At 57.1% G+C, this 21,301-nt stretch carries 22 protein-coding genes; 14 read left to right on the forward strand and 8 right to left on the reverse strand.

Annotated features, from left to right (window positions below):
- The 5 genes from KIN_RS16755 to rbfA form a co-directional block, all read right to left on the reverse strand.
- A complete protein-coding gene (locus KIN_RS16755) occupies window positions 1-885 on the reverse strand; it encodes an alpha/beta fold hydrolase (RefSeq protein WP_159809215.1) in 885 nt (294 codons plus the stop codon).
- Window positions 882-1,388 carry a DUF1643 domain-containing protein gene (locus KIN_RS16760; protein ID WP_159809217.1) on the reverse strand — a complete coding sequence of 169 codons (507 nt, stop codon included), beginning with the start codon at window positions 1,386-1,388 and terminating at the stop codon, window positions 882-884. The genes KIN_RS16755 and KIN_RS16760 overlap by 4 nt, the downstream gene beginning before the upstream one ends.
- A 39-nt stretch (window positions 1,389-1,427) precedes the next feature.
- Entirely contained in the window at window positions 1,428-1,898 is a 471-nt protein-coding gene (locus tag KIN_RS16765) for a hypothetical protein (protein WP_159809219.1), read from the reverse strand.
- 185 nt (window positions 1,899-2,083) lie between these two features.
- A complete protein-coding gene (gene truB / locus KIN_RS16770) occupies window positions 2,084-2,992 on the reverse strand; it encodes a tRNA pseudouridine(55) synthase TruB (RefSeq protein ID WP_159809221.1) in 909 nt (302 codons plus the stop codon).
- A gap of 1 nt (window position 2,993) precedes the next feature.
- Window positions 2,994-3,389: a 30S ribosome-binding factor RbfA gene (rbfA, locus tag KIN_RS16775; protein WP_159809223.1), complete on the reverse strand. Its 396-nt coding sequence runs from the start codon at window positions 3,387-3,389 to the stop codon at window positions 2,994-2,996.
- Between the two features lie 78 nt (window positions 3,390-3,467).
- Between rbfA and dapB the strand changes: the two genes are divergently transcribed.
- Both dapB and KIN_RS16785 read left to right on the forward strand, forming a co-directional pair.
- The gene (dapB, locus tag KIN_RS16780; protein WP_159809225.1) at window positions 3,468-4,268 is read left to right on the forward strand and encodes a 4-hydroxy-tetrahydrodipicolinate reductase; all 801 of its coding nucleotides are present in this window, start codon (window positions 3,468-3,470) and stop codon (window positions 4,266-4,268) included.
- 78 nt (window positions 4,269-4,346) lie between these two features.
- On the forward strand, window positions 4,347-4,712 hold the full coding sequence (locus KIN_RS16785) for a dihydrodipicolinate reductase (RefSeq protein ID WP_159809227.1): 366 nt from the start codon (window positions 4,347-4,349) through the stop codon (window positions 4,710-4,712).
- 9 nt (window positions 4,713-4,721) lie between these two features.
- Here the strand turns inward: KIN_RS16785 and KIN_RS16790 are convergent, their stop codons facing one another.
- Window positions 4,722-4,904 carry a DUF1674 domain-containing protein gene (locus KIN_RS16790; RefSeq protein ID WP_159809229.1) on the reverse strand — a complete coding sequence of 61 codons (183 nt, stop codon included), beginning with the start codon at window positions 4,902-4,904 and terminating at the stop codon, window positions 4,722-4,724.
- Window positions 4,905-4,942: 38 nt separating this feature from the next.
- On the opposite strand from KIN_RS16790, the gene KIN_RS16795 reads away from it, so the two are divergent.
- The 9 genes from KIN_RS16795 to KIN_RS16835 all read left to right on the forward strand — a co-directional run bounded on the left by KIN_RS16795 (window position 4,943) and on the right by KIN_RS16835 (window position 16,557).
- The gene (locus KIN_RS16795) at window positions 4,943-6,253 is read left to right on the forward strand and encodes an RsmB/NOP family class I SAM-dependent RNA methyltransferase (protein WP_159809231.1); all 1,311 of its coding nucleotides are present in this window, start codon (window positions 4,943-4,945) and stop codon (window positions 6,251-6,253) included.
- Between the two features lie 65 nt (window positions 6,254-6,318).
- Entirely contained in the window at window positions 6,319-8,067 is a 1,749-nt protein-coding gene (locus KIN_RS16800; protein WP_243144960.1) for a heparinase II/III family protein, read from the forward strand.
- 28 nt (window positions 8,068-8,095) lie between these two features.
- Entirely contained in the window at window positions 8,096-9,679 is a 1,584-nt protein-coding gene (gene purH, locus KIN_RS16805) for a bifunctional phosphoribosylaminoimidazolecarboxamide formyltransferase/IMP cyclohydrolase (RefSeq protein WP_159809233.1), read from the forward strand.
- Window positions 9,680-9,683: 4 nt separating this feature from the next.
- A complete protein-coding gene (gene lspA, locus KIN_RS16810; protein ID WP_159809235.1) occupies window positions 9,684-10,151 on the forward strand; it encodes a signal peptidase II in 468 nt (155 codons plus the stop codon).
- 36 nt (window positions 10,152-10,187) lie between these two features.
- Window positions 10,188-10,700, forward strand: a complete 513-nt coding sequence (locus KIN_RS16815; RefSeq protein ID WP_159809237.1) for a DUF3035 domain-containing protein — start codon at window positions 10,188-10,190, stop codon at window positions 10,698-10,700.
- An 87-nt stretch (window positions 10,701-10,787) separates the two neighbouring features.
- Window positions 10,788-12,131, forward strand: coding sequence for a M16 family metallopeptidase (locus KIN_RS16820; protein ID WP_159809239.1), 1,344 nt, complete (start codon window positions 10,788-10,790; stop codon window positions 12,129-12,131).
- Window positions 12,128-13,438, forward strand: a complete 1,311-nt coding sequence (locus KIN_RS16825; protein ID WP_174239138.1) for a M16 family metallopeptidase — start codon at window positions 12,128-12,130, stop codon at window positions 13,436-13,438. The genes KIN_RS16820 and KIN_RS16825 overlap by 4 nt, the downstream gene beginning before the upstream one ends.
- 51 nt (window positions 13,439-13,489) lie before the next feature.
- Window positions 13,490-15,316 carry a DNA mismatch repair endonuclease MutL gene (mutL, locus tag KIN_RS16830; RefSeq protein ID WP_159809241.1) on the forward strand — a complete coding sequence of 609 codons (1,827 nt, stop codon included), beginning with the start codon at window positions 13,490-13,492 and terminating at the stop codon, window positions 15,314-15,316.
- Complete coding sequence (locus KIN_RS16835; RefSeq protein ID WP_159809243.1) at window positions 15,313-16,557, forward strand: DNA recombination protein RmuC; 1,245 nt, start codon at window positions 15,313-15,315, stop codon at window positions 16,555-16,557. The genes mutL and KIN_RS16835 overlap by 4 nt, the downstream gene beginning before the upstream one ends.
- Before the next feature lie 27 nt (window positions 16,558-16,584).
- Here KIN_RS16835 and KIN_RS16840 read toward each other — a convergent pair whose 3' ends face one another.
- Window positions 16,585-17,241 carry a ChrR family anti-sigma-E factor gene (locus KIN_RS16840; RefSeq protein ID WP_159809245.1) on the reverse strand — a complete coding sequence of 219 codons (657 nt, stop codon included), beginning with the start codon at window positions 17,239-17,241 and terminating at the stop codon, window positions 16,585-16,587.
- A gap of 6 nt (window positions 17,242-17,247) precedes the next feature.
- Window positions 17,248-17,760 carry a sigma-70 family RNA polymerase sigma factor gene (locus KIN_RS16845; RefSeq protein WP_243144973.1) on the reverse strand — a complete coding sequence of 171 codons (513 nt, stop codon included), beginning with the start codon at window positions 17,758-17,760 and terminating at the stop codon, window positions 17,248-17,250.
- Window positions 17,761-18,010: 250 nt separating this feature from the next.
- Here KIN_RS16845 and KIN_RS16850 point away from each other — a divergent pair, with 250 nt between their 5' ends.
- From KIN_RS16850 to KIN_RS16860, 3 genes are read left to right on the forward strand one after another with little or no spacing between them, the layout of a single operon-like run.
- Window positions 18,011-19,306, forward strand: coding sequence for an NAD(P)/FAD-dependent oxidoreductase (locus KIN_RS16850; protein WP_159809247.1), 1,296 nt, complete (start codon window positions 18,011-18,013; stop codon window positions 19,304-19,306).
- On the forward strand, window positions 19,303-20,061 hold the full coding sequence (locus KIN_RS16855; RefSeq protein WP_159809249.1) for a DUF1365 domain-containing protein: 759 nt from the start codon (window positions 19,303-19,305) through the stop codon (window positions 20,059-20,061). The genes KIN_RS16850 and KIN_RS16855 overlap by 4 nt, the downstream gene beginning before the upstream one ends.
- Window positions 20,058-21,299, forward strand: coding sequence for an MFS transporter (locus KIN_RS16860; protein ID WP_159809251.1), 1,242 nt, complete (start codon window positions 20,058-20,060; stop codon window positions 21,297-21,299). The genes KIN_RS16855 and KIN_RS16860 overlap by 4 nt, the downstream gene beginning before the upstream one ends.
- Window positions 21,300-21,301 lie beyond the last annotated feature (2 nt).

The following is a 21,301-nucleotide window of genomic DNA, read 5'->3' on the forward strand; positions in this document are numbered from 1 at the left end:
TTACGCCTCGAAAAACTCGGTGAAACAGTCCAGAACCGCCTGCGGATTTTCCTCCATCGCGAAGTGACCGCTGACGCAGGAGCGGGTTGTCAGATCAGCGGCCCACGATCGCCAGACTGCCGCGGGATCGCCTGTCTGCGCCGGGAACCCGCCTTCCGCGTAAAGGAACCTGACGGGACACGTGATCTGCCGCCCGGCGGCCTTGTCTGCTTCATCCAACGCGCGGTCAAAGGTTGCCCCTGCTCTGTAATCCGCGCACATGCCGTGAAGGTGCTCCGGATCCTGCGCCTGCAGCCGGTAACTGGCCAGTGCATCGGGGCTGAAGACCGCCAATGACTTGTCCAATGTCCAGCTTTCAAGCGTCCAGTCGATATATGCTACGGGATCCGCTCCGATCATTCGCTCGGGCAACGGCGCGTCTTGGGCGAGGAAGGTCCAGTGGTACGCTTTCATTGCCAAATCGGCGGACCAGTCGGCCCAGAAATCCCCGGTGGGGACGATCTCGATGATGCCGAGCTTATGTACGCGTTCGGGATGGTCCAAGGCCATCCGATAAGCCACACGCGCGCCCCGATCATGGCCTAGAACAGCGGCGCCCTCATAGCCCAATGCGTCTAAAATCCCAATAATATCACGGGCCATGCGCCGTTTGGAGTATGTCTCGTGGGCAGGATCATCCATTGGCGCGTCACTTTCACCGTAGCCGCGCAGATCAGGGATGATACAGGTGTGCGTCTTGGCAAAACCCGGCGCGACGCGTGCCCATGTCATGTGGTTCTGAGGGTATCCGTGTAGCAGTACCAACGGCGGACCGTCGCCGCCGATATGAACCGAAAGCGTGACTCCATCGACCGTAATCTTCTGCTGGGTGAACCCGTCTATCATGGCCAGATCTCCGGCTGTTTGGCGTAGGCGATGTAAAGCGGGTGCTTTGGATGTCCAGCTTTTGAAAGACCCAGATGATACAACGGTTTCCCGGTGTCGCGCATCAGCGTTTCGACGTTAGGTCCACGGCTCAGATGCTCCCCATGGGTGCCCCAGGCGCAGACGACATCATCGGCCCAGAAACACGCCTCCCGAATAGCTGCGTCGTTCTCCGGGCCGACTGGTTCAGCGGCCTTGCGCATCTGGAACGGATCCGTGTCGCGCCATGCGAAGATATTGCAAACCCGAAACGCGCCGTAACCCAAGGCCCGCGCTCTGCGCTCGCACCGTTCGACCGTCGGATCGTTCTGAATTTCTGTTGCAGTGGAGGGATTTAGCATCACGAACGCCACCTTCTTACCTGTCGTGTCCCACGTGCGGGTTAGCGTGTAGCGGTAGCGTTCACAATCGGAGTAAACCGCGATGCTGTCGGCATCGTCTTTCAGGTGAGTGCGGGTGATCATGGCCCGTCTTGTGGCAGGCCATGATCAGATCGGCAAGGCTCAGGCGGTCGAGGCGGCTTTCGTGAAGGGCCGTTTCTCGATCAGGTAAACCGCGACAATCGCGTAGACGATGTGCCCCCAAAGCGCGACCCATGTGATGCCCGTAAAGCCGAGGAACGGTTTGTTGCCCGCAATCAAGTGCGCAACGCCGTAGAGCGCGAAGATCCAGAGGCCGATACCATAGGCGACAGCCGTCACGATCCAGGGCAGGGCGGGAACGATCTTTTGTTGCAATGGTCTGGCGACGAGAACATAGCCAAGCGTGTAGACAAAGAGCCCGGTCAGAATGTGAAGAATGTCGCCTGATCCTTTCGGGACGGCGCCGAAAACGGTTTTCAGCGTACCGGTTGCAAGACCGACCGGGGCGAGTTTTGCAAAGCCGAAGAAAGGCGCAAGTCCTTGACCGAAAAGGTCGAAAGCAACTGTGGCGAGAGCGCCTGCGGTTAAGATGGTCCAGAATTGGCGGGTCATTGGGCTGTCTCCTGTGGGTGTTTGCGATCCGTTGAGTGAATGGATAGCGACAGCCTGCCGCACCAAGATACCCCCCTCACGGAAGGGTTAAGGGCTGTTACGAAATCTGTGCGCAAACGCGGCATTCTTACGTTTCGAGAAAAAAATCCGCATAAATGCACAGATGAGTTCGAGAATTGTTACAATCAGTCTCGGACAAAGACGCGAGACGGATGAAGTTCGCCCGCCTTGTAGCGCCCGACAGCGATGGCCTGACCGTTCAGCGAGGCCCATGCCTCATCGCCGTAGGACACGTCCGAGGCGAGAACGAGACTTGGATTGCCATTCTTCAACCGCGCGGCCCCCTCTGGCGTGGTGGGAAGCTCTGGAATATCTTCAAGCGCCAATTCCAACGGCATGAGATACGTATCGAGATCTGCTGATTTAGCCTCCGCCTCTATCTGCTCCAGAGATACCCCGTCTTCCAGGTCAAACGGCCCCGACCAGACACGCCGCAGGCTTCTGACGTGCCCCAGACATCCCAGTGCCTCGCCCAGATCCCGTGCAATTGACCGAACATAGCCCCCCTTGCCGCAGACCATCTCAAACGTGACGTGATCAGTATCGTCCCGGCGGATCATCTCCAGACTTTCGACAAACAAAGGGCGGGCCGCGATCTCGACATTTTCCCCATCTCGCGCGAGCTTATAGGCCCGCTGTCCGTTAATCTTCACCGCGGAAAATTGTGGGGGTACCTGTAGAACGTCACCTACAAATTGAGGTAGCGCGTTCGCGATCTGGACATCGCTCGGCCGGGTGTCGTTTTCAGAGATCACTTCACCCTCGGCGTCGTCAGTATTGGTCGCCTGCCCCAAGCGGATCGTGAATTCGTAGGCCTTCAGAGCGTCCGTGATATAGGGCACCGTCTTTGTGGCCTCGCCCAGTGCAATCGCCAGCACCCCCGTTGCCTCAGGGTCCAATGTGCCTGCGTGGCCGGCCTTTTTGGCATCGAACGCCCAGCGGACCTTGCCGACAACGGCGTTGGACGACAATCCGGCAGGCTTGTCGATGACCACCCATCCGTGAACATCGCGGCCCTTTTTTCTGCGTGCCATGTCAGTCTTCCAGATCGCGCTTTACGGTATCGCTTTCAAACAGACGGCGGGTGTCATCCATCCGGTCAAAGGTCTCATCAATGACGAACCGCAGATCAGGGGCGTATTTCAGCGCCATGTTCTTCGAGACCGCTCGGCGCAACTCGCCCTTGTTGGTTTTCAGCGCTGCAATCGCAGCCTCCCGGTTGTCCCCACCCAGCGGCAGGACATAAACGGTCGCGATCTTCAGATCGGGCGAGGTGCGGACTTCGCTTACGGTGATGGACATCCGATTGAGATCCGGATCATGCACGTCGCCGCGATTGAGCACATCCGCAAGCGTGCGCCGGATCAATTCGCCGACCCGCAGTTGCCGCTGTGACGGGCCTGCGCCTGAAAAGTGAGAATTCTTTGCCATGGGCGGTGATGTAAGGCCCTTGTCTCACACGCGCAATGGGTCATAGATCAGCGGGATTTTCTTGTCGGGAGTGCGAAGATGGTTGGAGTTGTGATCACCGGGGCATCTGGTCGTATGGGCCGCATGTTGATTGATACGGTTCGCGCCAGCAGCAAAGCAAAGCTTGTAGGGGTAACAGAGCGCTACGGTCATGACTGGGTCGGTCAGGATCTGGGCGAAGCCTTGGGTGGTACCACATGGGATGTGCCAGTTGTTTCTGATCCGATCGATGTTGTGAAAGACGCGCAGGCGATCATCGACTTCACCACACCCGCCGCGACGATGGCGCTGTCGGAACTGGCCGCGCAAGCCCGTGCCGTTCATGTGATTGGGACGACTGGGCTGGACGATAACCATTTGGAAAAGATCGCCACTGCGGCACGACACGCGCCGATTATTCGCGCGGGCAACATGAGCCTTGGGGTCAACTTGCTTGTTCAACTGACCAGGAAAGTCGCAGAAGCGTTAGACGAGGATTTCGACATCGAGATCGTCGAAGCCCACCATCGTCACAAGGTGGACGCTCCATCGGGCACTGCGTTGATGCTGGGTGAAGCCGCAGCCGACGGGCGCGGCGTTTCACTGTCGGACGTCTCAGATCGCGGCAGGGACGGGATAACGGGCGCGCGCAGAACCGGTGATATTGGTTTCACGGCCATCCGTGGCGGCGATGTCGTCGGCGAGCATGATGTGATCTTTGCGGCAGACGGTGAGCGGGTGGTCCTGCGCCATCTGGCAACGGATCGCGGCATCTTCGCCCGGGGGGCACTGAAGGCAGCGCTTTGGGGGCAGACCCAAGGTCCTGGAGAGTATGATATGATGGATGTGCTGGGGCTCTGAGTGCCGTGATTTCTTAATTATTGAACCATATCCTGTCTCACAGCGTATTGTAATCAGTGAGTGTAAGGAGATCGTGCAATGTCTTCGAACCGTCTTTTGAAAATCTTTGCGATTTGCGTTTCCGTCATAGTGGCACCGCTTGGTGCCTATGCGTTTGAGAAAGTGGAAAGCAAATCTGAATTTGTGGATGCCGTGGCCGGCAAAGATCTGACCATCTTCGCGATTAACGTGTCCGTAATGCCGGACGGCCAAATCAAGGGCCGTGCGTATGGCAGACCCGTGTCCGGCCAATGGCAATGGCGTGATGGCTACTTCTGCCGCAGCTTGTACTGGGGTAGCCGCGATCTTGGCCCGAATTGCCAAGAAGTTAAACTACGCGGTAACAAGGTCCGCTTCACGTCTGATCGTGGAAACGGCCGCTACGCAGATTTGACCGTGCGCTAAGGCGCAAGGTCAAAAATCGACAGCAATTCCCTTCTTTTCCCAATCGCCGTAGCGAATGGGTTCGGGGCCATCGCGCCCTCCCAACTCCGTCGGCAGCTCAAGCTTCTTTGCTGCTTTTCGCCGTTCTTCGGCCTCCTTCAGCGCGCGTTGCGCCGCAGGTGGCAGATCTTGGGTCGTGTCTTGTTCATCCATACGCTCTGATATACGCCCGCGGGAAAAGGAGACAAGGGATGACTGACAGCGCGCGGACGGGAAAGCCCGGTTTAGCTGCACGGCGCGCTGCCCTCCAGATTTTGCGCGGGGTGCTCGAAGACCGTACCCAAATGTCGGATCTTGTTGCCTCTTCCGGTTTCCTCTCTGGCCTTGCCCCCGAGGATCGCGCCCGCGCACAGCGCCTGGCGACGACGACTCTGCGACATCTCGGACAGGCGGATACACTGATTGACCGCTATGTGGATAAAAGTCCGCCCGTTCCCGCACGCAATATTCTCAGGCTGGCAGCGGTAGAGCTTTGTGTCCTAGGCGAGGCGGCCCATGGTGTCGTGGACAGCGCAGTCACGCTCATGCGCAAAAACCGCAAAGGCGGCCAGATGACTGGGCTGGCAAACGCGGTTTTGCGCAAGATTGCAGATGAGGGTGCAGAACTTTGGGCTGAGCTACCCCCGCAAACTCTCCCAAAGTGGTTGCGGCGGCGGATCGTCCACATCTACGATGAGCAGATCGTTAGAGATATCGAAGCCGCACATCTGCGCGGGGCTCCGCTGGATTTGACGCTAAAGAATGACTTGGATCCGGTCGAATGGGCCGCAAGCCTACAAGCTGAGATTTTACCGACTGGCACCTTGCGCATCGATCGCTCGGCGCAGGTCACCGATCTACCGGGTTATCACGATGGCAGTTGGTGGGTGCAAGACGCAGCCGCCGCGCTGCCGGTTCGCATGTTGGGGAATGTGTCAGGTCTGACAGCGCTCGACCTGTGTGCCGCGCCAGGTGGGAAGACATTACAACTGATCTCGGGCGGTGCCGAGGTGACTGCGTTGGACCATTCACAATCTCGGATGAAACGCCTGCGCGAGAACATGCGCCGCACCAATCTGGACGCCAAAGTTGTCGTCGCGGATGCGCTTGAATGGCAAGCTGAAGAACAGTTCGATCTGGTCGTTTTGGATGCACCATGCTCGGCCACGGGCACCATCAGGCGCCATCCCGACCTTCCATTCGTGAAGACCGGGAAAGAGCTTCATGACGTCTTCGCGTTGCAATCAGATCTGATTGACAGGGCTGTTGATTTGCTCAAACCGGGGGGCCGTCTGCTCTACTGTACATGTTCGCTTTTGACCGAAGAAGGCGAGCGACAAGCCAAGCTCGCAATAGAACGGCATGGCCTTCTACAACTCCCAGTTGAAATTGACGCGCTAGGCGTTCCGGAAACTTGGGTAAGAGACGGCGGAGGTCTGCGGACGCGCCCGGATTTGTGGCAAATCTGTGGCGGAATAGACGGATTTTTCATGATTGTGTTGAAAAAACCAGTTTCATGCTGACAGGCTGATTTGCCTGTGGATAAAATGGTTAACAACAACAATAGACGAAAAGTCGGGGCAAACCAATGGGTATCGAGTCGAAGTTCACGTCGTTTGTGGGCGCTGAGAGTGTCAGTGCGCTTATGGACAGACTTCATGCGCGACTGAGCGCGCGGGAAGCACCAGCCACAGCCTTCGTATCACAACCTCAGATTCAAACTTTTGGCTCCCATGCACGCGGGATGCAACTGAAGGTAGGAAACTACCTGTTTGGCGGTCAGCTTATCGAAGCGCCGGGTCAAAGTATCTGGGATCTGACCTCGACCGACAGCTCCGTCGATCTTGAGTTGCATGGATTTGGCTGGCTCGATGATCTGGCAACCGTAGGCGACGAGGACGCATGCCGGATTGCGCAAAACTGGACAGCCGAATGGATCGCGCGGTTCGACACTGGTAGTGGCGCAGGGTGGCGCCCCGATCTGACCGGTCGCAGGATGATCCGCTGGATCAACCACGCAACCCTGCTTTTGCGTGGCCAGAACTCTGCTGCGAGTGAAGATTTCTTCAGGTCGCTGACGCACCAAGCCGGGTTTCTCGCCCGTCGTTGGTCCGGTGCTGGACAGGGATTGCCGAAATTCGAAGCGGTCACCGGCCTGCTCCATGCCGGTCTCAGTCTTGAAGGCATGAGTGACCTGATCAAGGTCGCGACGGATGCTTTGGATCGCGAATGCCGAGATCAGATTGACAGTGAAGGCGCGTTGCCCACCCGTAATCCTGAAGAATTGCTGGAAGTTCTGACACTTCTGATTTGGGCCGAGATTGCCTTGCGGGAAGCCAAGCATCAGCCGTCCGCCGCGCATCTTGACGCAATCTCTCGGATTGGGCCTTGCTTGAAACGCCTGCGTCACGCGGATGGGGCGCTCGCGCGGTTTCACGGCGGCGGACGCGGCATCGAAGATCGGCTGACCTACGGCCTCGCGTATTGCGGCGATCTGCCTGCACCGGAAAAAGACACGGCAATGGGGTTCGCTTGTCTTGCTGCTGGGAAAAGCACGGTAATCTTGGATGCGGGTCAGGCGCCGGCCACGGCGGCATCTCAAAACGCTCATGCCAGTGCCTTAGCCTTCGAGATGACGTCCGGTCGCTGCCCGATCATCGTCAATTGCGGCAGTGGTGCCAGCTTTGGACAGGACTGGCGCAGGGCCGGTCGGGCAACTCCGTCACACAGTACGCTCAGCGTCAACGGTGTGTCATCGGCGTTGATCAGTCAGCATGGCTCCGGCGAATACCTCAACAAAGGTCCCAAAACTGTAACGCTGTCGAAAAGCGATGACGGTGCGGGTCTTCATCTAGCGGCCTCCCATGACGGCTATGCGTCTCAGTTCGGTCTGGTACACCACCGCGGCATCGGGATGAGCCACAATGGAAGTATGTTGTGTGGCGTTGATCGGTTCGAGGCTTTTTCGGACAGCCAGAAACGACGCTTCGAAGACCACATGAATGAAACGCTTTTTGAAGGCGTGGCCTACGCGATCCGCTTCCATACCCACCCCGATGTATCCGTCGAGTTGGACTGCGGTGGGGCAATGGTGTCGTTGGTGACGCCATGCGGCGAGACATGGGTGTTCCGCTTCGATGGACCCGCTGCATTGTCGGTCGAGCAGAGCGTTTACCTCGAAAAAGGCAGATTGAGGCCCCGCGCGACCAAACAGATCGTTTTATCTGGCCGCGTCATGGAGTATGCGAGCGACGTCAGCTGGAATCTGACGCACGCGCAGTCTTCCAACGCAAAGACATGTGGGGCGGTCAACACTCCGGAGCTGGCACAGGACTGACGACTTCCGAGCCTGCGAAAGGGTAAAAATGACCGACCTCGTCCGCGTGCGCCGCGCGCTGCTTTCCGTTTCCGACAAAGCGGGGCTGATAGACCTTGCCCAAGCCCTCAGCAATCAGGGGGTCGAGCTTCTGTCGACCGGCGGAACAGCGCAGGCGATCCGCGATGCAGGCCTCAAGGTTCGGGACGTCTCCGAGGTGACCGGGTTTCCTGAGATGATGGACGGGCGGGTCAAGACGTTGCATCCCATTGTGCACGGTGGGCTTTTGGCTCTGCGCGACAACAGCGACCACACGGATGCGATGGACGCCCACGGCATCGGGGCGATCGATTTGCTGGTCGTGAACCTCTACCCGTTCGAAGAAACCGTCGCGAAAGGCGCGGACTATCAGATGGCGATTGAAAACATCGATATAGGTGGCCCGGCAATGCTGCGGTCTGCCGCAAAAAACCATCAGTTTGTGAATGTCGTCACGGATGTGGAGGATTACGAGGCTTTGCTGTCCGAGATGGCGGCAAACGAAGGCGCGACGCGTTATGCGTTTCGGCAACGCCTTGCCTTGACTGCTTATGGACGCACCGCTGCCTATGACACCGCAGTGTCAACTTGGCTCGCGACCAAAAGTGGGACAACAGCGCGGCGGCAGAGCTTTACGGGAACACTATCCCAGACCCTGCGGTATGGGGAAAACCCCCATCAAGGCGCTGCGTTTTACGTTGATGGCACGCGCGATCCCAGTGTCGCGACTGCCACCCAGCTGCAGGGCAAAGAATTGTCCTACAACAATATCAATGACACAGATGCGGCCTTTCAGATGGTGGCTGAATTTGATCCCGCAGTTGGGCCCGCCTGCGCAATCATCAAGCACGCAAATCCCTGTGGTGTTGCGCGGGGCGAAACACTGCGCGAGGCATACGCGAACGCATTCCGCTGTGATCAGACCTCTGCATTCGGTGGCATCGTCGCCCTGAACCAACCGCTTGACGGCGAGACGGCAGACGAAATCGCGCAGATCTTTACCGAAGTCGTGATTGCCCCCGGCGCAGATCAAGCGGCCCGAGAGGTGTTTGCGGCGAAGAAAAACCTGAGGCTGCTGATCACCGACGGTTTGCCTGATCAGAACGCGGGTCTCACCTTTAAGCAGGTTGCGGGCGGAATACTGGTGCAAGACAAAGATGTTGGTCGTATCGAGAAGGGCGACCTGAAGACCGTCACCAAGCGCGCGCCAAACGAGCAGGAGATGGAGGATTTGCTGTTCGCATGGACAGTCGCCAAGCATGTCAAATCCAACGCAATCGTCTACGCGAAGAACGGGGCGACTGTTGGGATCGGTGCGGGTCAGATGAGCCGTGTGGACTCTACCCGTATCGCCGCCCGAAAAGCACTGGATATGGCGGACGTTCTGAAACTTGATAGGTCACCAACGCAGGGCGCGGCCGTAGCCTCCGACGCGTTTTTCCCTTTTGCGGATGGCCTGATCACGGCGGCTGAGGCTGGCGCAACAGCGCTGATCCAACCGGGTGGCTCCATGCGCGATGAAGAGGTAATCGCGGCGGCGGATGAGCTTGGTCTTGCGATGGTCTTCACCGGCATGCGTCATTTCCGGCACTGATCCCATGCGTATCCTGACCCTGTCGGCCTTCTTTGCTTTTGCGATTGATCAGCTTTCTAAGTTGCTGGTCGTGCATGTGATGGATTTAAAGACGGTCTTGCGGATAGATGTTCTGCCGCCGCTGTTGAATTTCCGTATGGGTTGGAACACCGGGATCAACTTCGGCCTTCTTTCGTCGAGCCCCGATATCATGCGGTATGTTCTCATTGGGTTGGCGGTTGTGATCTCGGCGTGGTTGGTCTGGTGGTCCCGCAGGACTCTCAGTCGCCGCATCACGTTGACGGGCGCGGGTCTGATCATCGGCGGTGCGCTCGCAAATGCTTTGGACCGCGTGATCTATGGCGCGGTGGCAGATTTTCTGAACATGTCCTGTTGCGGGATTACCAATCCCTATACATTCAACTTGGCCGACGTTGCGATTTTCGCCGGTGCGTTTGTGCTGGTCGCGTTTGACGACACAAAGATTGCATGAGAAAATACGCGAGTGTGCAAGGTAAGGATTGAAGTGATGCGGACGAAAATGATCATGGTTCTGGGTGTCTGCGCCTTGACGATGTCTGCCTGCTCAGGTGAGCGTGATCCGCGTCTTCTGAACGTTCGCTCTGATGGGCAAGGCCCCGATGAGTTCGCGGTTCTGCCAAACAAGCCGCTTACCTTGCCGGACACATACAACGCACTCCCCGAGCCCACGCCCGGGGCGGCAAACCGCGCTGACATAGATCCTATAGCTGACGCGACCCGCGCGTTGGGTGGCAACCCGAATGGGGGTATCAGTGACGGTGGTTTGGTTGCCTATGCCAGCCGGTACGGAACAGATCCAAACATCCGCACGACGCTCGCATCCGAAGATCTGGAATTTCGTCGTCGCAACGATGGCCGACTTCTGGAGCGGCTCTTTAACGTGAATGTGTACTACGAGGCGTATAGCGATCAGTCGCTGGATCAACACGCAGAATTGGACCGTTTGCGCAGGCGCGGTGTGCGAACAGTTTCGGCCCCACCAGAGGGTGCCGCTGAATAACACAAGTCTCACGTGATTGTGGTGTGACGTTGAAATGAGAATTGCTCAAACCATTTCTCAACACAGAGTATTCGCGAAAGGACAATTATGCGCCGTCTCCTGACCGCTCTGGTCTTTACATGCCTCGGGACAGCAAACCTGCAGGCCGCCGAAAACATCACGACCTTCACGTTGGAAAACGGCCTGGAGGCTATTGTGATTGAGGATCACCGGGCCCCCGTCGTCGTTCATATGCTGTGGTACAAGGCCGGGTCGTCTGATGAAAAACCCGGCGTGTCCGGCGTGGCGCATTTCCTTGAACATCTGTTGTTCAAAGCCACCGACACGCTGGCATCCGGAGAATTCTCGGAAATTGTCGAGGCAAACGGCGGATCGGACAACGCATTCACTTCATGGGACTATACCGGATATTTTCAGCGGGTTGCTGCGGATCGCCTTGATCTGATGATGAAGATGGAAGCGGACCGGATGAGAAATATCCGCCTGACGGAAGAAGATATCGTAACGGAGCGGGACGTCATCCTCGAAGAACGGGCCCAACGAACAGACAGCGACGCCGGGGCTCTGTTCGCCGAACAAAGGCGCGCCGCGCAGTTTCTCAATCATCCCTATGGAATCCCAATCGTCGGCTGGCGCCATGAGATGGAGCGTTTGACAATGGAGGACGCACTCGACTTCTACCGTACGTTCTACGCGCCAAATGCTGCTATTCTTATCGTCGCGGGCGACGTTGACCCTGCCGAAGTCGAGGAGCTTGCAAAGAAGTACTACGGTCCACTTGAGCCAACCGTCGGGTTGCCCGAACGCGAGCGCCCGGCAGAGCCGCCCCATCTGGCAGAACGCAGAATACTCTATGAGGATCCACGTGTCGGGCAGCCTTACGTCATCCGGACATATCTCGCGCCGGAGCGAGACCCCGGCGCACAGGAGGAAGCCGCTGCCCTCACGTTGCTGGCAGAGATATTGGGCGGAAGTCCCACAACCTCGGTTTTGTCCCGTGCGCTCCAAATCGATACACAGAAAGCCGTTTACGCCACCGCGTTTTATCAAGGTATTTCTTACGATGACACGACCTTTGGTATCTTGATGGTGCCGAACCCAAGTCTGACGCTGCAAGAGGCTGAGGACGAGTTGGACGCTGCGGTGGCGCAATTCATGCAAGACGGAGTAGACGCGGAACAGCTTGCCCGGGTGAAGTCTCAATTGCGGGCGTCTGAAATCTATGATGATGACAATGTAAGTGGGGTTGCCCGGCGTTATGGTGCTGCGCTGACCTCTGGCCTCACGGTCGAAGATGTTCAAGCTTGGCCAGATATTCTGAACGCAGTTACCGCTGAGGACATCATGGCAGCTGCCGAACGGGTGTTTGATCGCGATAAGGCCGTAACAGGCTGGTTCCGAAAACCATTGGCTGAGGAGGTCACACAATGATCCGTCTGTTTCTGGCCGCTTGTCTGGCCGTCGTGTTCAGCCAGCCTGCGCGGGCCGTCGACATTCAGGAAGTCGTCTCGCCGGGCGGGATAAAGGCTTGGCTTGTGGAAGAGCCATCAATCCCATTCATGGCCCTGGAAATATATTTCGCCGGTGGCGCGTCCCTTGACCGCGAGGGGAAGCGAGGCGCGATCAATTTGATGACGGGCATGATTGAAGAAGGCGCCGGAGACATGGACGCGGCCGCTTTCGCGGCCGCCCGGGAAGAGTTGGCGGCAAGCTATGGCTTCGATGTCTATGATGATAGCCTAACAGTTTCAGCCCGCTTCCTGACGGAAAATCGCGACGAGTCTATCGCATTGCTGAAACTTGCTTTGACAGAGCCTCGATTTAGCGAGACGGCGTTGGAGCGCGTGCGTGGTCAAGTGCTGTCTGGCATTTCGTCCAGCCTGAAAGACACCAACGATATCGCAAGCGCCAAGTTCGATGCGTTGGCGTTTGGCGGGCATCCCTATGGCTCGAAGACGACAGGAACGATCGAAAGTGTCACCGCGCTCACCCGTGATGACATCGTGACCGCGTTCCAAGACACGGTCGCTCGGGACCGCTTATATATCGGCGCTGTCGGCGACATCACAGCCGATGAACTGGGCATACTGCTTGACGAGCTTTTGGGTGATTTACCGGCGACTGGCGCATCGATGCCCGGCGAAGCAGAATATCTGCTGGATGGCGGTAAGACAGTTGTTTCTTTTGACACTCCTCAATCCGTCGCGCTGTTTGGTCATCAGGGGCTTGCGCGCGATGATCCTGATTTCTTCGCGGCTTACGTGATGAATCAAATTCTTGGGGCAGGTGGTTTCGGGTCCCGTCTTATGGACGAGGTGCGCGAGAAACGCGGCCTGACCTACGGCGTCTACACCTATCTCGTCCCGAAGGACCACGCGGCGCTGTATATGGGTCGTGTAGCCTCCTCAAATGATCGGGTCGCCCAGGCTATCGAAGTGATAAAAGACGAGTGGGCAAAGATGGCCACTGAAGGTGTCACCCAAGAAGAACTTGATGCGGCGAAGACCTATCTGACCGGGGCCTATCCGCTTCGGTTTGACGGGAATGCGCCAATCGCGCGTATCCTTGCAGGCATGCAAATGGACGAGCTACCAATCACGTATATCGACACGCGGAACGATAAGGTCGATGCCGTAACACTTGACGATATCAAGCGTGTTGCAGCGCGGATCATGCAGCCGGGTGAACTGCATTTCGTTGTCGTTGGGCAGCCGGAGGGGTTATCTGCTTCCAACTAAAGCAGACTTGCCAGTGGTAGAATCGCGGGCGGGCGTGCTATCCCTTGCGGTATGAACGCGCCCAACCGCAATATAAGCTCTGAACTACCTGTCATCCGTCAACTGGATGAGATTGCGATCAATCGCATCGCAGCGGGCGAAGTTATAGAGCGCCCTGCATCTGCTGTGAAAGAACTGGTAGAGAATGCGCTTGATGCTGGCGCTACACGGATTGATTTGACCATAAAGGACGGGGGACGCTCCTTGATCCGTGTCAGCGACGACGGTCACGGAATGCCTGCTGAAGCGTTGCCAATCGCGTTGAGCCGCCATGCGACATCGAAGATCGACGGCTCTGACCTTTTGAATATTCAGACATTTGGTTTCCGGGGGGAAGCGCTTCCATCCATGGCAGCTGTGGGGCGGATGACCATTACCTCGCGCGCGATCGGGGCGGATGCGGCGTCGACCATTTCCGTGGCGGCGGGGGGTGTTGGACCAGTAAAACCGGGGGCCCTGAGCAAGGGAACTTTGGTGGAGTTGCGGGATCTTTTCCATGCGACGCCAGCGCGGCTCAAGTTTCTGCGGTCGGACCGCGCTGAAACCCAAGCGATCTCAGATGTGATCAAGCGCCTCGCCATGGCTGAACCCTATGTTGGCTTCACGATACGTGATTGCTCCAAGGATGATGGCGGTCGGGTTACCTTCCGGGCCGACGCGCAAACGGGCGATCTTTTCGATGCCTTGGGGGACCGGCTACGGCAGATCATGGGGGCGGAATTTCGGGAAAATGCACTGCTGATTGATGCTGAGCGCGAGGGCCTTTGCCTAACCGGTTATGCTGCTTTGCCGACGTATTCGCGCGGGGCCGCCGTTGCTCAATATCTTTTTGTAAATGGACGCCCTGTCCGGGACAAACTCTTGGTCGGTGCACTGCGGGGCGCTTACTCGGATTTCCTCAGCCGCGACAGGCATCCTGCATGCGCGTTGTTTCTGGAGTGTCCGACGGACCGAGTTGATGTGAACGTGCATCCTGCGAAGGCTGAAGTGCGGTTCCGTGATCCGGGTTTGGCGCGAGGTTTGATCGTCTCCGCTTTGAAACATGCGCTCGCCGATGCCGGTCACCGGGCGTCGACGACAGTGTCTGCCGCGACCCTCGGTGCGTTTCAGCCCGAACCTGCGACACCTCGTAGTTATCAGATGGATCTGAAATCGCGTCCGGCTCCTCTATCTACCGAGTTTATGTCACCCGGCTTCGGAGAAGCGGCACCGACCTTCGTGCCGCCAGAGGCCGTCGAGCCACAAGCAGATGAGCCGGACCATCCCCTTGGCGTTGCGCGCGGACAGGTTCACGAGAATTATATCATTGCCCAAACGTCAAACGGTATGGTCATCGTTGATCAACACGCGGCTCATGAGCGCCTTGTCTATGAAAAACTTAAACGTCAGATGGCGGAAAACGGCGTGGCGGCGCAGGCGTTGCTGATCCCGGAGATTGTCGGAATGTCTGAAGCTGACGCAGCACGCTTGCTTGAGCAGGCGGACGGTCTGGCTCAAATTGGGCTCACCATCGAAGCGTTCGGTGCCGGCGCCGTCGCCGTCCGTGAAACCCCAGCAATTCTTGGCACGGTCAATGCCGAAGCATTGGTGCGCGATGTTCTGGACGAGCTTGATGATCTTGGGCAGACGCAGTCGGTCCATGATCGCATAGAAGCCGTGCTCAGCCGGATTGCCTGTCACGGCTCCATCCGTTCCGGTCGGTGGATGCGTGGAGAAGAGATGAACGCCCTTCTTCGTGAGATGGAAGCGACACCCCACTCAGGGCAATGCAACCACGGTCGCCCGACATATGTGGAGTTGAAGCTTTCCGACATTGAGCGACTTTTCGGACGCACATGATCCAGATTGGTGCTCTGTCCCTGGATTTGGACGACCCGCTTGTTCTGATCGGCATAGCTGGAATCTGTCTGGTTTTGCTGATCCTGGTTCTTTTGATTATCACCGTCAGGTCTGCCGGACGCGCGGCTCGAATGGCTGAGCCTTTGGCCCAACAGGTCGGTGTCCTCAACGCGGCCATGCAAGGCCTTGGCGCGAAACAAGAGCGTTTGACCGGTGGTCTGGAAGCCGTGTCGCAATTCCAGACGCAATCAACTCAGGCGATGGATACACGTCTCGCACAGATGCAGCAGAACATGAACGAAACGCTGCAAGCCTCGGCTTTGCGGTCGGCGCGGTCCCTGTCGGATCTGCAGGAAAAGATGAATGACACGCTTCATGGCTCATCCGAGAAAACGACGAAGTCTTTGACCCAGTTACAGGAACGTCTGGCAACAATCGACAAGGCGCAAACCAACATCGAGAAGCTATCAGGGGATGTTCTCAGCTTGCAGGACATCTTGTCGAACAAGCAGACAAGAGGCGCGTTCGGCGAAATCCAACTGAATGATATCGTCTCAAAAGCCTTGCCCGCTGACAGCTACACCCTTCAGGCGACCCTTTCGAATGGGCGTCGGGCGGATTGTCTGATCGACCTGCCGAACCCGCCTGGTCCGATCGTGATTGATGCGAAGTTCCCGCTGGAAGCGTACGAAGCGCTGGTGAACGCAGAGACAAAGGAGGCCGCGACCCGCGCCTTGTCTGGTCTGAAGCAGGCCGTTCGGGCGCATATCGCCGCGATCTCGGAACGCTATTTGATCGAAGGGGAAACCGCGGACGGTGCCTTGATGTTCCTTCCGTCCGAGGCCGTCTATGCAGAACTTCATGCGCGACTTCCGGACGTTGTGCGGGAAGGGTTCGCCGCGCGCGTTTGGATCGTATCACCGACGACCTGCATGGCGACGCTGAACACGATGCGAGCGATCCTGAAAGATGCCCGAATGCGGGAGCAAGCAGGCGCTATCAGGAAAGAGCTTGGATTGCTTTATAAGGATGTGGACCGCCTTGGCACGCGGGTTGAGAACCTCGACCGGCATTTTGGACAGGCCTCAAAGGATATAGCAGAGATCAAGATTTCCGCAGAGAAAGCAGGTACGAGGGCCCGCAGGCTCGACAGTTTCGAGTTTGAAGAGGTAGAGGATCGCGATCAGAGCGATGCAGTAGTTGCGCTAGAGCCCAAAAAGAAAGGGCCAGCGCAAGGCTGACCCTCTCTAGATTGTCTTGCTTGTCACTTAAATCCGCAGGAAGGGCTGCGCGATACGCGGTACAATACCGTTGAATCTGAGCGGCGCGTCCGTTGCGGCAAGGCAGATGCAATCCATGCCTTCCTCTGCAACAGGCGTGTGCTCCATATCTTCGTTCGCAACCTCGATATCGCCCCTTGCAAAGCGATCGGTCTCGTCGCGAAAGGCACCCTGCAGGACCAGCGTCAATTCCAAGCCCCGATGTCCGTGATCCGGCACGGCACAGCCTGCTGGGATATGCAAAAGTCGCACAGTGGCTTCTCCGCTTGTCTTCAGAATCGACTGACGCACTCCCATCCCAACGGACCGCCATTTTACCGATGCAAGGTCACCTCCGACATAATTGGTCAAAGCCTGCGGGAAAACACGGCTTTCGCGTTTCTGCGCCAATGGCTTGACCAATATGGGATCTTTGGGTCCGCCTGCGATTAACTTAAGCGTTGAGGCCAGATCCACTTCAGTTGCGTTGTCGACCGAAGCTTCAAGCATAGCGCCACCCACAGTCTCAAACGCGCCTAAACGTGCGCGGCATTCGTCACACATGGAGATATGGGTTGCCAGCACGAGGCTGAAAGCCTCGGGTAGTGTGCCCGCCGCGTAACTCAGCAGCAGTTGGTCTGTCAGATGATGATTAATGTTATCCATTGCCTGTCACTTCATTGCATGGCGCAGTCGTTCGAGCGCCAACCTAATCCTTGATTTGATCGTCCCAAGGGGAAGACCTGTTTCTTCCGCTATTTCGCTGTGCGACAAATCGCCGAAGAATGCCTTCTGGACCAAATCCCTCTGTTTTTCCGGCAACTCCGCAAGGGCAGCAGCCAACCGGACGCTTTCTTGTTGGATCTCCACAACCTCTGCCGCATCTGGCTCGGCTTCGGGACCCCATGTCAATTCATCCGGCTCTGGCCGGCGTTGCTTTCGCAACATGTCGATCCGCTTATTCCGCGCGATCGTGAAAACCCATGTCGCAACGCTCGCCCGCGTCGGATCAAAAAGGTGCGCTTTGTGCCACAACGTGGCCATCACCTCTTGCGCACATTCCTCTGCCATTCCCGCATCTGCACCGGACTTCATCAAAAATGACTTAACCCTCGGTGCAAAATGCCCGAACAGCTCTGCGAAGGCCTTTTGGTCCTGATTGTCGCGGATGTATCCGACCATCATGACCCATCGCGTCTCTTCAGTCACTCGTCTCGCTGCCTTCTTGCACGTCTCATTTTTCCCCTTATGCGGCGTTTCCGCAAAATAGGGAACGCGACCAAACGGTCGTGTAGTGATTTCCGTAGCTGTTTCAGCGACCAACATGTCAGAGTTACGGCGCAACGCTTCCCTTGGATCACTTACATTCCTTTAATCCGACGCAGACACCCGAACGTATAGAACGAAAACAAACAAAAACGTGCTGGAGACCTGAATGCCATCTGAACCTCTTTCGACCGCGCCCAAGCGCATCGCTGTAATCGGCGGTGGAATATCTGGGATGGCGGCCGGATATCTTTTGTCGAAAACCCATCACGTGACCTTATTCGAGGGTCGCAAGCGGCTTGGCGGCCATGCCCGTACTCGTATTGCGGGCCGAAACGGCGATCAGCCGGTCGATACCGGTTTCATCGTGTATAATGAGGCCAACTATCCCCATCTTACCAAGCTTTTCAAAGATCTCGACGTGCCTATCACTGAAAGCAATATGAGCTTTGGGGCGTCCTTAAATGGCGGGAAGCTGGAATACGGTTTGGCCAGCATGGACTCGATATTTGCCCAGAGGCGCAACCTAGCAAACCCGAAATTCGTTAAAATGCTACGCGACATTATGCGCTTCAACGCCCGGGCACCGAAGGTCAGCGCGGGAAGTGATCAAAGCATTTCGGACTTCCTCAAGACTTTGGGCACAGGCAAATGGTTTCGTGACAACTACCTTCTGCCCATGACGGGCGCGATCTGGTCCACACCGATCCACCGAATGATGGACTTTCCGGCTGAAGCTATGGTGCGGTTCATGATGAACCACGGCCTGATGAGCTACGCCGGGCAGCATCAGTGGTATACGGTTCAGGGCGGATCTATTGAGTATGTGCGCCGCCTTGAAGCGACACTTAAAGATCAGGGCGTCACCATTCGGATCGGGGCACCGATCAAGTCGGTCACCCGCGCGAATGACTCTGTGGAAATTCTTCCACGTGACGGCACCGTCGAGTATTTCGACGAGGTGGTTTTCGCCACGCATTCGGATGACAGTCTCGCGATGCTGGGCGATGCCTCGCAGGCCGAAACTGCTGCATTGTCCGCAGTGCGATATCAGCCCAATGAGGCCATTCTTCACGCGGATGAGCGGATGATGCCAAAGCGCCGGAAGGTCTGGTCAAGCTGGGTCTACTGTGAAGAAGCGGACAAAACCGACGAGAAGATTGATCTGACCTATTGGATGAACTCTCTTCAACCTATTCCCCACGACGATCCGATGTTTGTGACACTGAACTCGACCCGCGGGATCAGGGAAGAGCTTATTTACGACCAGACGACCTTCCGCCACCCTGTTTTCGACATGGCGGCCTTGCGGTCGCAAGAGACGATCCGCGCTATGAACGGAACGAACCGGACTTGGTTCTGCGGCGCTTGGATGAAAAACGGCTTTCACGAGGACGGTTTCGGCAGTGCTGTGGATGTTGTGGACGCCATCAACCGAACCGGGATGGAAAAGGCGGCCGCGTGAGATCGATCTATCATATCGAAGGCCGCACCTATCACGGGCGTAAGGGCGAGATCGAAAATGCGTTCACCTATGGCGTGGACTACGTTTTGTTAGATCCGGATGCGGACGTGAAAGGTCCGGTGCTGTTTTCTAGAAATGGGCGCAATCTGACATCGTTGCACGACAGCGACCACGGCGGCACACCGCGGTCGGGTCGTGGCACTTCGTGGGTGCGGGATGTTCTTTCTGCGCACGGTTTGGATGAGATGGTTGTAAAGATCGATTTGCTCGCCCAACCGCGAATGTTGGGGCATGTCTTCAATCCGGTAAGTTTTTGGTTGTGTTATGATGTTGAAACCAACCTACGCGCCGTCATCCCGGAGGTGACAAACACCTTTGGTGACCGACACTCATATCTTTGCGCGCATGATGATCTGCGGGTGATCACGGCGGAAGAGACATTGACCGCTCGAAAGATTTTCCACGTGTCGCCGTTTCAGGCCGTCGAGGGGGACTACACGTTTCGATTTGATATTTCTGAAAGCCGTATTGGTATCTGGATCGATTACAAGTCTGGGCCGGATGGTGTTCTTGCCACTCTGACTGGAAAACGAAAGCCGTTGACCAATCGATCAATTTTGCGGGCGTGTCTGCGACGTCCATTAGGCTCGCGCCGGGTGCTCGGTCTGATCCACTGGCAGGCTTTAAAGCTTTGGTGGAAGGGCGCGAAGTACAATGCGCGTCCGACACCGCCGGCCGAGGACATCTCCAGATGACTGCCGTGGCGCTCGAACGGGTCTCGGACAGACTGCCAGCGTATTCGCTGTTTGCAGCTGTCCTGTCGGGCGCCGGACTTCCAATCTATATCTACGCACCGAAATTCTATGCGGACAACTACGGTGTCAGCCTCGCCACGTTGGCAGCGGTTCTTTTCGGGCTCCGTCTTTTCGACGTGGTTCAGGACCCGGTGTTGGGCTGGATCAGTGAACGTCTGGGCGCCGCGCGCCGTTGGGCCGTTTCTTTTGTGGGTATCGTTCTGGGTCTGTCGATGGTTGGGCTGTTTGCCGTTGCGCCACCCATTTCGCCTGTTATCTGGTTTGGCCTGACGATCACCGGACTGTTTACGGCCTTCAGCTTTCTGACCATCAATTTCTACGCCCAAGGGATCGCCAAGGCTGGCAGCATAGACGGCAGTCACACTCGGCTCGCCGCATGGCGGGAAACAGGGGCACTGCTGGGTGTTTGTCTTGCTGCTGTTGCGCCAACACTTCTGGAAAGCACATCGGACGCGCCGTTCGCTGTATTCGCCCTGGGGTTTGCCGGTGTTGCGATTATTGCCGTGGCTGCGATGGCGCCCGAGTGGTCAGGCAAGGTTGAAAACGAACCGACTGCGATCCGGACCATCCTCAAGGACAAACTGGCCCGCAGACTTCTTATTCTTGCGTTGGTCAACGCGACGCCGCTTGCTGTTTCATCAACGCTGTTCCTGTTCTTTGTCGAAAGCAGACTGGACGCGCCGGGTTGGGAAGGTCCGCTTCTTGTGCTGTTCTTCCTCGCCGCCGCCGTGTCCAGCCCGCTCTGGGCTGCGCTGTCAAATCGGATCGGGTCCAAGCGAACTCTGCTTGCTGCCATGGTCCTGGCTATTCTGTCATTTGCTTTTGTTCTGCCGCTGGGGGCCGGCGACGTCTGGGTCTTCGCGATCATCTGCATAACATCAGGTGCGACGATTGGTGCCGATTTGACTTTGCTGCCTGCCCTGTTCGCGCGGCGGATGGCGGCTATCTCACCAAACGGTGGCCAAGGCTTCGGTCTGTGGTCGCTGGTGTCGAAATTCACCTTGGCATTCGCAGCCGTAATCTTGCTGCCCACACTCGACTACGCGGGGTTCCAGTCCGGAGCAGCTGACAATCCCGAAAACGCGTTGATGACACTTACGATCCTGTACGCGCTTGTTCCGTGCGCATTGAAACTGGTTGCGATCGCGCTTTTGGTCGCCACCAAACTTGAGGAGTGACG

Source organism: Litoreibacter roseus (assembly GCF_009811795.1).
Classification (GTDB): Bacteria; Pseudomonadota; Alphaproteobacteria; order Rhodobacterales; family Rhodobacteraceae; genus Litoreibacter; species Litoreibacter roseus.